This is a genomic window from Streptomyces sp. NPDC020747 (assembly GCF_044334695.1).
Classification (GTDB): Bacteria; Actinomycetota; Actinomycetes; order Streptomycetales; family Streptomycetaceae; genus Streptomyces.
In genome coordinates, this window is the sequence record NZ_JBIRTJ010000008.1 from 267,562 (window position 1) to 280,848 (window position 13,287).

The 13,287-nt window shown below is 70.9% G+C and carries 10 protein-coding genes and 1 pseudogene; 4 read left to right on the plus strand and 7 right to left on the minus strand.

The window, feature by feature from the left end; translation table 11 throughout:
* Positions 1–108 precede the first annotated feature (108 nt).
* Entirely contained in the window at positions 109–1,554 is a 1,446-nt protein-coding gene (xylB, locus tag ACH4YP_RS22595; RefSeq protein WP_398492048.1) for a xylulokinase, read from the minus strand.
* A gap of 189 nt (positions 1,555–1,743) precedes the next feature.
* On the opposite strand from xylB, the gene xylA reads away from it, so the two are divergent.
* Both xylA and ACH4YP_RS22605 read left to right on the plus strand, forming a co-directional pair.
* On the plus strand, positions 1,744–2,910 hold the full coding sequence (gene xylA, locus ACH4YP_RS22600; protein WP_398492050.1) for a xylose isomerase: 1,167 nt from the start codon (positions 1,744–1,746) through the stop codon (positions 2,908–2,910).
* 476 nt (positions 2,911–3,386) lie between these two features.
* Positions 3,387–3,989: a hypothetical protein gene (locus ACH4YP_RS22605; RefSeq protein WP_398492052.1), complete on the plus strand. Its 603-nt coding sequence runs from the start codon at positions 3,387–3,389 to the stop codon at positions 3,987–3,989.
* Positions 3,990–4,077: 88 nt separating this feature from the next.
* Here the strand turns inward: ACH4YP_RS22605 and ACH4YP_RS22610 are convergent, their stop codons facing one another.
* The 3 genes from ACH4YP_RS22610 to ACH4YP_RS22620 form a co-directional block, all read right to left on the minus strand.
* Complete coding sequence (locus tag ACH4YP_RS22610; RefSeq protein ID WP_398492054.1) at positions 4,078–5,418, minus strand: esterase-like activity of phytase family protein; 1,341 nt, start codon at positions 5,416–5,418, stop codon at positions 4,078–4,080.
* Between the two features lie 185 nt (positions 5,419–5,603).
* On the minus strand, positions 5,604–6,875 hold the full coding sequence (locus ACH4YP_RS22615) for an SWF or SNF family helicase (RefSeq protein ID WP_398492056.1): 1,272 nt from the start codon (positions 6,873–6,875) through the stop codon (positions 5,604–5,606).
* The gene (locus ACH4YP_RS22620; protein ID WP_398492058.1) at positions 6,872–9,727 is read right to left on the minus strand and encodes a DEAD/DEAH box helicase; all 2,856 of its coding nucleotides are present in this window, start codon (positions 9,725–9,727) and stop codon (positions 6,872–6,874) included. The genes ACH4YP_RS22615 and ACH4YP_RS22620 overlap by 4 nt, the downstream gene beginning before the upstream one ends.
* 294 nt (positions 9,728–10,021) lie before the next feature.
* Between ACH4YP_RS22620 and ACH4YP_RS22625 the strand changes: the two genes are divergently transcribed.
* Complete coding sequence (locus ACH4YP_RS22625; protein ID WP_398492060.1) at positions 10,022–11,065, plus strand: fatty acid desaturase family protein; 1,044 nt, start codon at positions 10,022–10,024, stop codon at positions 11,063–11,065.
* Positions 11,066–11,170: 105 nt separating this feature from the next.
* Positions 11,171–11,353 carry a hypothetical protein gene (locus ACH4YP_RS22630; RefSeq protein WP_055611783.1) on the plus strand — a complete coding sequence of 61 codons (183 nt, stop codon included), beginning with the start codon at positions 11,171–11,173 and terminating at the stop codon, positions 11,351–11,353.
* 210 nt (positions 11,354–11,563) lie between these two features.
* Here the strand turns inward: ACH4YP_RS22630 and ACH4YP_RS22635 are convergent, their stop codons facing one another.
* The 3 genes and pseudogenes from ACH4YP_RS22635 to ACH4YP_RS22645 form a co-directional block, all read right to left on the minus strand.
* Positions 11,564–12,433, minus strand: a complete 870-nt coding sequence (locus ACH4YP_RS22635; protein WP_361054160.1) for a hypothetical protein — start codon at positions 12,431–12,433, stop codon at positions 11,564–11,566.
* A gap of 194 nt (positions 12,434–12,627) precedes the next feature.
* Positions 12,628–12,945: a hypothetical protein gene (locus ACH4YP_RS22640; RefSeq protein ID WP_398492062.1), complete on the minus strand. Its 318-nt coding sequence runs from the start codon at positions 12,943–12,945 to the stop codon at positions 12,628–12,630.
* Positions 12,946–13,025: 80 nt separating this feature from the next.
* Positions 13,026–13,265: pseudogene (locus ACH4YP_RS22645) on the minus strand (PadR family transcriptional regulator); the annotation flags it as partial.
* Between the last annotated feature and the right edge of the window lie 22 nt (positions 13,266–13,287).

The following is a 13,287-nucleotide window of genomic DNA, read 5'->3' on the forward strand; positions in this document are numbered from 1 at the left end:
GTCGCCTCATGGCTGTTCTGTCCGTGCGCGCCGATCTTCCGTGTGTGTGGTGGTGCCTCCGGAAGGGGGCCGCCGATGTTGATCGGCCCGCCACCTCGGGCGCGGGCATCAGCGCTGACCAGCCTCCCGCTCCAGTAGCGGCGCCGCGTCGGAGAGTACCCCGGCGATCCGCGCCAGCGCCGCCTCGTCGCGCTCCACGGCGTCCAGCACGGGCCCGCGGGCCGTGTCCCAGCGCCGGGCCACCGCCGCCGGATCCTCGCCGGTCAGCACACCCGCCGCCTGTGCGGCGGCACCGAGCGCCACCAGTTCCTTGGCCTCGGGCACCTGGACGGGCCGCCCAGACAGCCGTCGTACGGTCTCTTGCCAGGCTGTGCCCCGCGCGCCTCCGCCGATGAGCAGCAGCGGTGCCGAACGGTCCGCGTCCTCGTCGAGCACCAGGTCGAGTGCGCCGAGCAGTGAGTGGACCGCCCCGTCGTACGCGGCCTGGAGCAGCTGACCGCGTGTCGTGTCGTGCCGCAGTCCGTGCAGCAGGCCCGAGGCGTGCGGCAGGTCAGGAGTGCGCTCGCCGTCCAGGTAGGGGAGCAGCGTCACGCTCGTGCCCGGCTCGACGGCCTCGCGGTCGATGCCCAGCAGAGCGGCGACACGGTCCACGGCGAGCGTGCAGTTGAGGGTGCACGCCAGCGGCAGCCAGTCGCCGCGCGCGTCGGCGAAGCCGGCCACGGTGCCGGTCGGGTCGGCGGGGCGGCGTGTGGAGACCGCGTACACCGTTCCGGACGTGCCGAGGCTGAGCACCGCGGTACCCGGGCGCAGCCCGAGCCCGAGTGCCGCAGCGGCGTTGTCACCGGTGCCGGGTGCGACCAGCGTGCCCTTGGAGAAGGGCAGGTCACCGCCGTCGCGCACGGTTCCGGCGACCTCGCCGGGCCGGACCACCTGGGGCAGCATGGCGGGGTCGAGCCCCACATGGCGGAGGACATCCTCGTCGTACGCCTCCGTACCGGACGCCCACCAGCCCGTACCGGAGGCGTCGCCGCGGTCGGTCGTGCCCAGCCCCGTGAGGCGCTCGGTGAGGTAGTCGTGGGGGAGTCGCACCGCGGCGGTCGCACGCACGGAGTCCGGCTCGTGCTCGGCGAGCCATGCCCACTTGGTGACGGTGAAGGACGCGCCCGGCACACTGCCGGTGCGCTCGGCCCAGGCCTTCGGGCCCCCCAGCTCCTCCACGAGTCGGCGGGCCTGCGGCGCCGAGCGCACGTCGTTCCACAGCAGGGCCGGGCGCACCGGGTCGCCCTGGGCGTCGAGCGTGACGAGCCCGTGCTGCTGGCCGCCCACGGACACCGCCGCGGCCTCGCGTGCCGCGTCCCCGCACTGGTGCAGCGCCTCGCACAGCGCGTCCCACCACTGCCGCGGATCGCTCTCGCGACCCGCTCCGGAGGAGACGGTGTGCGGCGCCTGGCCGCTCGCCACGACTTCGCCGGTGGCAGCGTCCACGACCAGGGCCTTGGTGGACTGGGTGGACGTGTCCACGCCGACGACGAGCGGACCCTCGGCTGCTGACATCGGGCTCTCCCTCTTCCGCGGCTCCGCGGGATCTGACCTGGTGTTTTCCGGGTGGATCCGGGCCCGCGCGGCACGGCTTCCACTCCTCGTCCCCGTTCGAGGACATCTTGTCTCTTCCCAGAGATGCCTCCGCATACTAATTTGTTAAGTGCCATGACGAAATAGTCGGAGCAAGCAAGGAGCCGCGGCATGAACTACCAGCCCACCCCCGAGGACAGGTTCACCTTCGGCTTGTGGACCGTCGGCTGGCAGGGAAGGGACCCGTTCGGCGACGCCACCAGGGCCGCCCTGGACCCGGTCGAGTCGGTCCAGCGCCTGTCGGAGCTCGGCGCCTACGGAGTGACCTTCCACGACGACGACCTGATCCCCTTCGGGTCCTCGGACACCGAGCGCGAGTCGCACATCAAGCGCTTCCGCCAGGCTCTCGACACGACCGGCATGACCGTGCCGATGGCCACCACGAACCTGTTCACGCACCCCGTCTTCAAGGACGGCGCCTTCACCGCCAACGACCGGGACGTACGCCGCTACGCCCTGCGCAAGACGATCCGCAACATCGACCTGGCCGTGGAGCTGGGCGCGCAGATCTACGTCGCCTGGGGCGGGCGTGAGGGTGCCGAGTCCGGCGCAGCCAAGGACGTACGGGTCGCGCTCGACCGCATGAAGGAGGCCTTCGACCTCCTCGGCGAGTACGTGACCTCCCAGGGCTACGACCTGCGCTTCGCGATCGAGCCGAAGCCGAACGAGCCCCGCGGCGACATCCTCCTGCCGACGGTCGGTCACGCCCTGGCGTTCATCGAGCGCCTGGAGCGGCCCGAGATGTACGGAGTCAACCCGGAGGTGGGCCACGAGCAGATGGCCGGGCTGAACTTCACGCACGGGATCGCCCAGGCCCTATGGGCGGGCAAGCTCTTCCACATCGACCTCAACGGCCAGTCGGGCATCAAGTACGACCAGGACCTGCGCTTCGGAGCGGGCGATCTGCGGTCCGCGTTCTGGCTCGTCGACCTCCTGGAGACGGCCGGTTACGCGGGTCCGAGGCACTTCGACTTCAAGCCGCCGCGGACCGAGGACTTCGACGGCGTGTGGGCGTCGGCCGCCGGCTGTATGCGCAACTACCTGATCCTGCGCGAGCGGACGGCTGCCTTCAGGGCCGACCCCGAGGTCCAGGAGGCGCTGCGTGCCTCGCGTCTGGACGAACTGGCGCAGCCCACCGCCGCCGACGGCCTCCAGGCACTGCTCGCGGACCGCGCGGCCTTCGAGGACTTCGACGCCGAGACGGCCGCCGCGCGCGGGATGGCGTTCGAGCACCTGGACCAGCTGGCCATGGACCACCTGCTGGGCGCCCGAGGCTGATTCCGTACGGCTTCTGTACGGCTTCTGTACTGCTCCCGTTCGTTCCGCTCGGTAGGAACCCGGCCGGTAGGAACCCGATCGGTAGGAACCCGGCGAGGCGGAGCTCGACCGGAGCACGGCCCGGGGACTCCTGTGCGGAATCATGCGATCCACGCCATGAGTCCGTATCAAGTTCCGCGCAGGGGTCGCATCGTGACCGGTTCGAGGCGACTCTTGACCGTATGGCCACGCCGCCCTTACCGCCCCAGCCTCCTCGGCCGCCGGACAACACGCCTCCTCCGGGCGGCGGTGGATTCGGCCCGCTGCCCGAAGGCTTCGGACCTCCTCCGGAGGGCTACGGCCCTCCGCCTGGAGGCAGCGGTCCGCCGTGGCAGGGCGGCGGCGGAGGAGGAGGCTGGCAACCGCCACCGCCACCTCTGCCACCGCCTCCGGGGCCATCGGGTGGCCCTGGACCGCGCCGCCGGGTGCTGTTCCTCGTGCTGACCGCGATCGTGGCCCTCGGAGCCGTCTCCGCGATTGCCTTGGTGACCACCAGCAACGACGGCTCCTCCGGCAAGAAGTCGCCCTCGGAGAGCGACTCCACGACAGGGAGACTGCCGTCGCCTTCGCTGAGCATCCCTTCGGAGCTGCCCAGCGAACTGCCCTCCCTGCCCACCAAGGTGCCGTCGGGCCTGCCCAGTGATGTCCCGACCGACCTGGATTCGTTCCTGCCGTCCCTCGCGGGCGACGAGGTGCCGTACTACATGCTGCGAACCGGCGACTGCTTCAACATCGACGACACCAAGCCGGGGCAGGCCGCGAAGCGTTCGTGCCGTGCGGCGCACGACGCCGAGGTGGTGAAGGTAGCCGAACTGGAGGGCACGTACACGACCGATGCCGCCCTCAAGAAGGCGGCATCGGCTCTCTGCGCGAAACCCCTGGACACCAAGGCGGCCAAGCAGCCCGTCGGCACCGTGCGGGGCACTCTGGTGCAATATCCCGACCCCACGGGGTTCGAGCTCGGCATAGACAAGGTCGCCTGCAGTCTGGCCGCGGACGTCGGAGCCGGAAAGCGCAAGCTCACCAAACCGCTGACGTGAGCCACGCACGCGTGGATGTGAGGCACGTACGCGTGGATGTGAGCCACGCACGCGTGGAGGTGTGAAAACGTCGAGCGGGGGCGGCAGTTCAGATCCCGTGCGGCAGCCGTACGTACGTCACGGTGGTCTCGATGCCGCTGTCCACCAGCCGTCCCTGGGCGTCGAAAGCCTCCGGCCCGTCCGTCATCCCGAAGTCGTTGTCGTTGATGAGCGCCAGTGTGTCGTGATCCACGCGCGCGACGCCCTCGATCTTCCCGGGCACTCCCTTCACCGTGCCCAGGTCGACGACAAGGCGCTTGCGCAGCACCGGAACGTCGGAAGCCGCGGGGTCGTCGAGCTGCTCCAGGGAGGGGGATGCCGTGTCGTCGTCCCACTTGTCCCCGAGGATGTCCGCACCGCGGGTCAATTTCACCACCTGCAGCCGGGCGGCCTTGTCGGTGCGTTCCTCGACGAGCAGCCGGTCGCGGCCGACGGCCACTACGGAGGAGATCTTCAGCTCGGAGGTGTCGTCCTCGCTCGGATCGACGACGTTCACCGGGTCGAACCGGTACGCGTACTCGGCGGTGACCGCCCGCTTCTTCGTCGAGAAGCGCAGCAGACGTGTCGTCAGCGAGGCCTCGCCCGCATCCGTGTCCGGCAGGGACAGCGGGCTCTGCACGGCCATCACCAGGTCCCCGCCCGGCAGTTGGGCGAGCCCTTCGAAGCCGCGGTTGATCTTCCGGTGCAGCAGGACGGCGGGCAGTGCCTCGACCACCCGGTAGCCCGCGTCCTTCAGGGCCAGCCCCTTGGGCACGTACCTGGTGAGCACCTTCCCGCGCGCGGAGACATGGATCAGTGAAGGCGCGTATTCGTCGACGAGCCAGAAGCTGCCGTCGTCGGCCCGCACGATTCCCTCGGTGTCCAGACCGTTCGGGTTGTACGAGAGTGGTGTCTTCGCGTCGTAGGAGTACGGCGACTCGTCGCGTCCCTTCTGGTTGGACAGGCCCGTGACGGGCTTCCCCGAGGAGGTGGTGATCGGGATCGCGTCCAGCACCTTCACGGTGCCACCGGACACTCGGATCCTCACGATCGCCGGATCGAAGCCGGGCACGGGGAAGGTGCGGCGCTTCTCGCCGGCCACCTTGATCTGGCCGTTGGGGCCACGGTCGGTGACCGTCCAGAACTCGCCCTTGCGGCCCGCGGGGTAGATGTCGCTGCCGATGCCGCCGAGATCCACGCCCCGGTCGTCGCCCACCGTGCCCGGTAGCAGCGCGTTGCTGAACGTGCCGAGCGGGATGTCGCCGAGCGTCGCGGAACCCGTGACACGCGCCTCCCCGGAGGGCGCACCGACCGCGGTGCCCGCCACCGTGAGCGCGGCCAGCAGGGCGAGCGGCACGCCTGCGGCGACGGAACGGTGGACGCTGCGCCGGCCTGCGGCGTACGGGGACATGGGGCCTCCTGAGGCACGAATTCGGTGACAGCGGCCAGAGTTCGCCCCCGCCTCGAACGCCGTACGGCCGGAGAGTGAACACCGGGCGTCCACCACTCATCCGGTGAAGGTGAACGGTGCCGGTGCTCTGCGCGCTCCAAGTGCCCTGCGTGCCCTGCATTTCCTGCGCGCCCTTCAGGCAGGCGTCACTCCTGCCCCTCCGCCAGAGCGAGCGCGGTCGCCGGATCCTGGGACGCGGGACCCGCGGGAGCCCAACGCCCCCGTTCCTTGCGATAGGGCCACCAACGGCCGTCCGCCCCCAGACGCAACTGTGTCCGGCCGCCGACGACGGTCCAGCGGTTGTGGGACGCGCGCAGGGCAGGCCGCTGGTCCTCCTCCCAGGCCGACTCCAGGGCGGCACGCGCGCGTGCGAGGGTCTCCGCCTCCGCCGGCCGGTCGGCCTCCAGCACGTCGAGCGCGGCCGTGCCCCCGTGTTCCCAGGCGCGGACGGCCAGGGCCAGCCCCTCGCGGTCGCGGCCCGACCCCTCCGCGAGCCGGTCGGCGACCGAGGTGTCGGGATCACCCGAGGCCAGCCGGACGGCGTCCTGCGCGAGCGTCAACTCGGCCGCTATGGAGCGTTGTTCGTGGCCCGCCCTGAGTGCCTCGGTGAGCAGACGGTGTGCCTCGTGGGAGGCCTGCGTCGCCAGGAACTCCAGCGCGGCCGGATCGACCCCGGGCGCCGGATCGGTCTCCGTGTCCAGGGAGGGCGGCAGTCCCGGCTCTGCGGGCACAGGAGGCGCGTCGGGCAGCGGGGGCAGGATGTCCCCGTCCGCGTACGCCTCGGCGGCGTCCACGCCCTCGTACGCCTGCTCCTGCCCTGGAGCCTCGGTCTCGGTCCGGGGGACGCTGCGCACCTGCAGCTCGTCCAGCAGTTCGCGCTCACCGCGACCGCGCAGGAGAAGCAGCACGAACGGGTCCTGATCCAGCAGCCGCGCCACCTGGTAGCACAGTGCCGCCGTGTGACCGCAGTGGTCCCACGCGTCGCAGTCGCACTCCGCCTCCAGATCGCCCAGACCCGGAAGGAGTTCGACACCCGCGGCCGCCGCGTCCTCGACGAGATGCGGCGGCATCTCGCGGTCCAGCAGCGCCGCGATGTGCCCGGCACGCTCGACGGCCATGCCCAGGAAGCGGTCCCACTGCTCCTCGGACAGTTCCTGCAACAGGACGTCGGCGCGGTGGGAGGTGCGGTCACGGTCCCGGACCACCGCGGTGATGCGCCCCGGACGGACCGACACGGCGCCCACGGCTCCCGCCCGGGCCAGCCTGCGGCCCGTCTTCACCTGCTGGGAGTCGAGCGCCGCGTCCTCCAGGGCCTTCAGCCATGCCTGCCCCCACCAGGTCTGCGCGAAGCCCCTCCCGCCCGCGGGAGGGAGGGCGGCGAAGGTGCGCTCCGGGGTGTTGTCGTACGGGTCACTCATCGGGTGCCTCCTCGCAGTTCCACCAGGTCGGCCAGTTCACTGTCGGTCAGCTCGGTGAGGGCCGACTCCCCGGACCCGAGCACGGAGTCCGCCAACTCCCGCTTGCGGACCAGCATGTCCGCGATGCGGTCCTCAATGGTCCCCTCGGCGATCAGCCGGTGCACCTGCACCGGCCGGGTCTGTCCGATGCGGTACGCCCGGTCGGTGGCCTGGGCCTCGACGGCCGGGTTCCACCAGCGGTCGTAGTGCACGACATGTTCCGCCCGTGTCAGGTTCAGGCCCGTGCCCGCCGCCTTCAACGACAACAGGAAGACGGGTACTTCGCCGTCCTGGAAGCGCTCCACCATGGCCTCGCGCTCGGGCACCGGCGTACCCCCGTGCAGGAACTGCGAGGTGACGCCGCGCGCGCTCAGATGCCGCTCGATCAGGCGCGCCATCCGCACGTACTGCGTGAAGATCAGAACGCATGCTCCCTCGGAGAGGATCGTGTCGAGCAACTCGTCGAGCAGCTCCAGCTTTCCGGAGCGCCCGGGGATCTTCGGCCTGTCCTCCTTGAGGAACTGCGCCGGGTGGTTGCAGATCTGCTTCAGCCCGGTCAGCAGCTTCACGATCAGTCCACGCCGCGCCATGCTGTCGGCGCCCGAGATCTCGGCGAGGGTCTCGCGGACCACCGCCTCGTACAGACCCGCCTGCTCCTTGGTGAGCGACACGGCACGGTCGGTCTCGGTCTTCGGCGGCAGCTCGGGTGCGATGCCCGGGTCGGACTTGCGTCGGCGCAGCAGGAACGGCCGCACGAGCTGGGCGAGCCGGTCCGCCGCCCCCGGATCCTGCCCGCCCTCGACCGCCTTGGCGTACCGGTTTCGGAAGGTGCCGAGTCGGCCCAGCAGGCCCGGTGTCGTCCAATCGAGAATCGCCCACAGCTCGGAGAGGTTGTTCTCCACCGGAGTTCCGGTGAGCGCCACGCGCGCGTGGCCACCGATCGTCCGTAGCTGCTTGGCCGTGTCCGAGTACGGGTTCTTCACATGCTGCGCCTCGTCGGCGACGACCATGCCCCAGGACGCCTCGACCAGCCGTGGCGCGTCGAGCCGCATCGTTCCGTACGTGGTGAGTACGAACTCGCCGGGGGCCAGCCCTTCGAGGCTCCGCCGCGCACCGTGGAAGCGGCGGACAGGGGTGCCCGGGGCGAACCGCTCGATCTCGCGCTGCCAGTTGCCCATCAGGGACGTCGGACAGACCACGAGCGTGGGGCCCGCGGCGGACTCGTCGGTCTGCCGGTGCAGATGCAGCGCGATCAGCGTGATCGTCTTGCCAAGGCCCATGTCGTCCGCGAGACAGCCGCCAAGGCCCAACGAGGTCATACGGGCCAGCCAGTTGAGCCCGCGCAGTTGATAGTCGCGCAGGGTCGCGTCCAGTGCGGCGGGCTGCCCGACGGGCTCCTGGCCCTCCGGGTCCGACAGGCGGTCCCGCAGCGCCGTCAGCCACCCCGTGGGCCGCACGTCGACCCGCTGGCCGTCGACCTCCGTGGAACCCGTCAGAGCGGCGCTCAGCGCGTCGATGGGCGTCACCTTGCGATCCTGCTGGGCGCGGGCGCGACGGACCTCGTGGGGGTCGACGAGCACCCACTGGTCACGCAGCCGCACCATGGGGCGGTTCGCCTCGGCGAGTTGGTCCAGCTCCTGACGTGTCAGTCGCTGGTCGCCCAGGGCGAACCGCCAGTCGAAGGCCAGCAGCGCGTCGGCCGACAGGAACGACGGAGTGTCCGACGACAGCCCGTCGGGGTCCCGTTCGTCGTCCGGTGGACCGATGACCGCACGGGCCGTCAGTTTGTGGGCCAGTTCCTTGGGCCAGTGCACCTCGACACCGGCGGTCGCGAGCGATCGGGCACCCTCGCCGAGGAGCTCCGTGACCTCCTCGTCGGCGAGTTCGATCGAGTCGGGCACGCTCGCCGACAGCAGGGGAGTCAGCGGGGCCCAGGCCCGTGCGGCGCGACGCAACGCGAGCAGCGCGTGCATCCGCGCGCGCGGACCGAAGGCCGGGCTCGTGCCGCCCCAGACCTCGGACGCGTCCGCCAACAGGGCCGGATCGCTGACGCTGTGCAACTGCGGCACCGCACGGAACGGTAGCCGGGTCTCGTCCGACACGGCCGACGAGAGGCCCGGCACCTCCACGCGCAGCGAGATCCGTACGCCGGCGTCGTGCCCCGCGGCCACGTCGGAGGCCCACGCACGCTGCTCGGGTAGGTGCTGCGGCTCGGGAGCGGCGAAGGCGGGGCCACCCGCCGCGAGTGACGCGGCGGGGGAGCGGGGCAGTGTGTCGGCGACCGCGTCGAGGAAGGCACGCAGCAGCCACTCGGGATCGGGGAGCCGCAGCGGTTCCGCCTCGTCGACCGGCACCGCGTGTGCGTGCGGCGGCATCGCGGCCGCCAGTTCGCGGATTCGTACCAGGTCAGCCGCCCCCAGCGGCCCCGCACGCCACGCGTCGTGGTCACCGGCGCTCAGACCGGGCAGCAGCAGCCCCCGCGCGGCGAGTTGGAGCGCGAGCACGGCAGCGGCACCCCAGAAGGCGGTCGCCCTGTGGGCGTGCGCCACGGCACGCGCGCGCGTGAGCACCGGAAGAGCGGTCCGCACCGGCAGCACGACGGCCGGCACGGTCACCAGCTCGACACCGTCCTCGCCGGGCAGGGCGACCGTCAGCTCCTCGACAGCACCGGAGTCGACCGTGGGAGGGCCTTCACCGTCGGGCGTCCAGAAGGCGACGGTGCCGGTACGGGCCGGATCGGCAGGCATGAACACGGCACAGCAGCGGGCCAGTTCGGAGATCTCGGAGGGGGTTGCCGCAGGAATCCTCTGCACAGCGATGACGCGTTCCTCAAATTTGACTACCTGGGGGCAAGGTCGCCGAGGATACAACACGAGTAACTCTCGGTGGCCGTCGTTCGGTGTGATGCGGGCCACTCTTCCCTGGGGGTGTTGCCAGGTCCACCCGGCGGCCGATGTTGTCCCCCGCCCGGACACGGGGGGTGGCGCCATGGTCGCCCCGGGTCGCTGATCCGTACGTTTCTTGAGGTCGGCGTTCCCCGCGGCCGGTCCGCCGCAGCCCGCTCTTCCCAGCCTGCTCCTTCAGCATTCAGAGACCGGAGTCCCGCCATGCCCGAAAACGTCACAGCCGTCTCGGAACGCCCTCCCAGGATCTCCGTCGGGAGCGAGTTCACACCGCTCCTGCGCACCGTGAAGGGCCAGGGTCTCCTCGGCTGCAGGCAGGGCTGGTACGCGCTGGCCATCGCCGTCAACGCGCTGGTCCTGGCCGGTGTCGTCGCGGGCGTCGTCCTGATCGGCCACTCCTGGTGGGTGCTGCTCCTGGCCCCGCCGCTCGCCGTGATGTGCGCCCGCACGGCCTTCATGGGTCACGACGCCGGGCACTCCCAGATCGCGGGCAACCGCTCGGTCAACCGTCTCATCGGGCTCATCCACGGCAATCTGCTGCTCGGGATGAGCTACGGCTGGTGGAACGACAAGCACAACCGCCACCACGCCAACCCCAACCACATCCACAAGGATCCCGACGTCGTGGCCGACGTCCTGGTCTTCACCAGCGGGCAAGCCGCGGACCGTAGCGGCTTCCGGCGCTGGCTCACCCGCAACCAGGCCTGGCTCTTCTTCCCGCTCACCCTCCTCGAAGGTGTTGCCCTGAAGATCCACGGCTTCCAGGACCTGCGGCGACAGCCTCCGCGGGAACGCGTGGTCGAGGGCTTCCTGCTGGTGGCGCACGTCGCCGGGTACGTGACGCTGCTGCTCGGCTCGATGTCCCTCGGCAAGGCCGTCGCCTTCGCCGCGGTCCACCAGGCGCTCTTCGGGCTGCACCTGGGCCTGGCCTTCGCGCCGAACCACAAGGGCATGGAGATGCCCGACCCCGACGGCGAGGGGTGGGGACATCTGCGTCGCCAGGTGCTCACGTCGCGCAACATACGAGGGGGTGCCGTGACCGACTGGTTCCTGGGCGGCCTCAACTACCAGATCGAGCATCACCTGTTTCCCAGCGTGCCCCGCCCTCATCTGAAGCTCGTCCGCCCACTGGTGCGCGCACACTGTCGAGAGTTGGGTATCCCTTACGCGGAGACGGGACTCGTGGACTCCTACCGGCAGGCCCTGCGGCACATGTACGAGGTCGGGGAGCCGCTCAGGGCCGAGTAGGGGACGCGACTCAGGGTTGTATCAGGGTCGCGGCCCGGAACTGCGGGGAACACGGGCCCGTTCTCAAGACAGAGAGCGGCAGTGGCCGCGAAGGAGGCTACGCACATGTCGAAGAACGCGAAGATCGCCGTAGGGGGTGTGGCGGTCGGGCTTCTCCTGCTCATCTGGCTGCCCTGGTGGGCTGCCCTCCTGATCGTCCTGGGAGTTCCGACAGCAGCGTATCTGACGCTGGACCCCTCACAGCGGCGCAGGTTGCGCCGTGTGTCCCGCAAGGAGCTGGGCCGCTGAGGCGGGGCCGATCCGGTCGATTCCCTTCCAGAGCGCAGGAGTTGACCATGTCGCCGCTCACGGGCCTGCCGACGGTACGGCCCGGGGGCGGCCGCGCGCCCCACTGCCCCATGTCGTGAGCGCGTCCGTACTCACGGCATGAGGATGTCGAACGCCGACCGGTAGCACGTCAGGAGCGGCCGTCTGCCGCCTCGGACCGACCCATCGGGCTCAGCTCGGGCGAACGGCGATCTTGTCCAGTGCCTCCAGCAGCCCGGGAAGCTCGGGCCCGCGGCCGACCGGCAGAACCTCTCCGGGCTTCTCGTCGAGGAGCACGAAGGCGATGTCGTCGGTCCTCGCCACCATCGACCAGCCCGGCCCGTCGGCCCGAAGCATCCGCGCCTCGCCCGAGGCGAAGGACGACCGCACTCGGCCGAGGGGAGGTGGAGAGTCCACATAGGAGCGAGCCTCGGCGAGGACGCGCTGGACGCCGCTGAGAGGTGCGCTCCCGCTGTCGCCGGCCTCTCCGGCCTTGTCGTCGGACCCGTCGTCCTGCGTGTCCTGCTCCGGCGGCGCCTCGCCGTTCTGGCCGGCGAAGTCCTCGTCGTCGATCTGCTCACGCCACGCCGCCCACTGGAGGGCGATCTCGTCGGCGCCCAGACGCCGCTGAGCGGGGCCCCACGCGGACGTGTCCGGGGGAGACAGCGGCGCCTGTTCCGCGATGTCGGGCGGCGGATCGTGCGGCGCGGGCACACCGGGCGCCGCCACGGCCACGGCGAGTGGCCACCCGGGCAGCGCCGCGATCATCGAGCGCTCGTCCGGCGACAGGTCGTACTCCATGCCGCAGTCCCAGGAGGCGATGGCGACAGCCACCAGCGAGACGTCGTCGATGATGACCGTCCACCGCGACCCGTCCCCGTCCTGGCCGAGCACCAGGCCGTACCCGTCGGCGAGCGGCGCGAGAGCGAGAGCCGCGCACGCCTCCGGATAGTCGTCGCCCAGCACGCTGGGGAACTGCGCAGGCGTCAACAGCACCGCCGTCAGCACATACAGTGCGTCGTCGTCCCCGGCGGCGACGGCCTGATCGTCCGTCCCGGCCATCCCAGCCTCCCCATCGCTACGTCCGTCGGCGCACCCTAATGCGCTTCCGCGGCGCTTGTCACGGGTGCCGAATGCGTACGGAGCTGCGGTTGTCCCGCTGGACGGGGGTGAAACGACCGCTGGCCGCCGCCCGGACCGTCCCGCGTCCGCCCTCGCCGGGTCAGCCTCGGTATCGGCCTGGCACTCGCCGGCGGTCAGGCGGTTGGCAGGCCGAGGAGCGTCCGGGCCACCGCCGAGGGCGACTCGTCGCGCTCCCGCGCGATCGCGATGACAGCCCGGCAGGCCAGCTCGTTGACCCCGAACGACAGCGCCTCCGGCGACACCCAGGTCGCGGCTTCGTCGATCCCGTCCTGGTCGTCCTCGGCGCACGCCGACACATACGCGGCGGCGGCCTCGAACAGGTTGTGCGTGCGCTTCTCCGGACGCCGCTTCCCCGGAGGCGAATGCTCCGGGGACTCGATCGGTCGCGGGCGCGAAAAGAGCTTCCAGAGTCTGGCCAATGTGCCGGACATGCGGGCCACCTTCCCCCTGTGCGGTTGCCGTAGCCGATCGCTCATGTGCTGCTACTCAAAGTAGAGTTGAAGCTTCGACTTCAGAAGAGGACAGGGGTGTGGAGCGGTGAGCGTCCACCCGGGTCAAGTGAGTCGATCATGGACCTGAGCCATGCCGGTTCGGCCCGGCTCGTGGCGCGCGCGACGGTGAGGATCTCGCGGCGGAACGGGTCGTCCAACTCCTCGGCCCGCAGTGGTCGATCGCCTTCGTAGAAGAAGCTCGCCGGTTCATCGAGGAAGATGAGCCGTCGCCGTGGAACGGCGGCCTGGGGGCGGGCGTCGCGACGGCCTGAGACCGACGCG

Excerpts from the sequence above, each read along its gene's own strand:
- xylB (WP_398492048.1), bottom strand. The coding sequence starts at position 1,554 with ATGTCAGCAGCCGAGGGTCCGCTCGTCGTCGGCGTGGACACGTCCACC.
- xylA (WP_398492050.1), top strand. The coding sequence starts at position 1,744 with ATGAACTACCAGCCCACCCCCGAGGACAGGTTCACCTTCGGCTTGTGG.
- ACH4YP_RS22610 (WP_398492054.1), bottom strand. The coding sequence starts at position 5,418 with ATGTCCCCGTACGCCGCAGGCCGGCGCAGCGTCCACCGTTCCGTCGCC.
- ACH4YP_RS22615 (WP_398492056.1), bottom strand. The coding sequence starts at position 6,875 with ATGAGTGACCCGTACGACAACACCCCGGAGCGCACCTTCGCCGCCCTC.
- ACH4YP_RS22625 (WP_398492060.1), top strand. The coding sequence starts at position 10,022 with ATGCCCGAAAACGTCACAGCCGTCTCGGAACGCCCTCCCAGGATCTCC.
- ACH4YP_RS22630 (WP_055611783.1), top strand. The coding sequence starts at position 11,171 with ATGTCGAAGAACGCGAAGATCGCCGTAGGGGGTGTGGCGGTCGGGCTT.
- ACH4YP_RS22635 (WP_361054160.1), bottom strand. The coding sequence starts at position 12,433 with ATGGCCGGGACGGACGATCAGGCCGTCGCCGCCGGGGACGACGACGCA.
- ACH4YP_RS22640 (WP_398492062.1), bottom strand. The coding sequence starts at position 12,945 with ATGTCCGGCACATTGGCCAGACTCTGGAAGCTCTTTTCGCGCCCGCGA.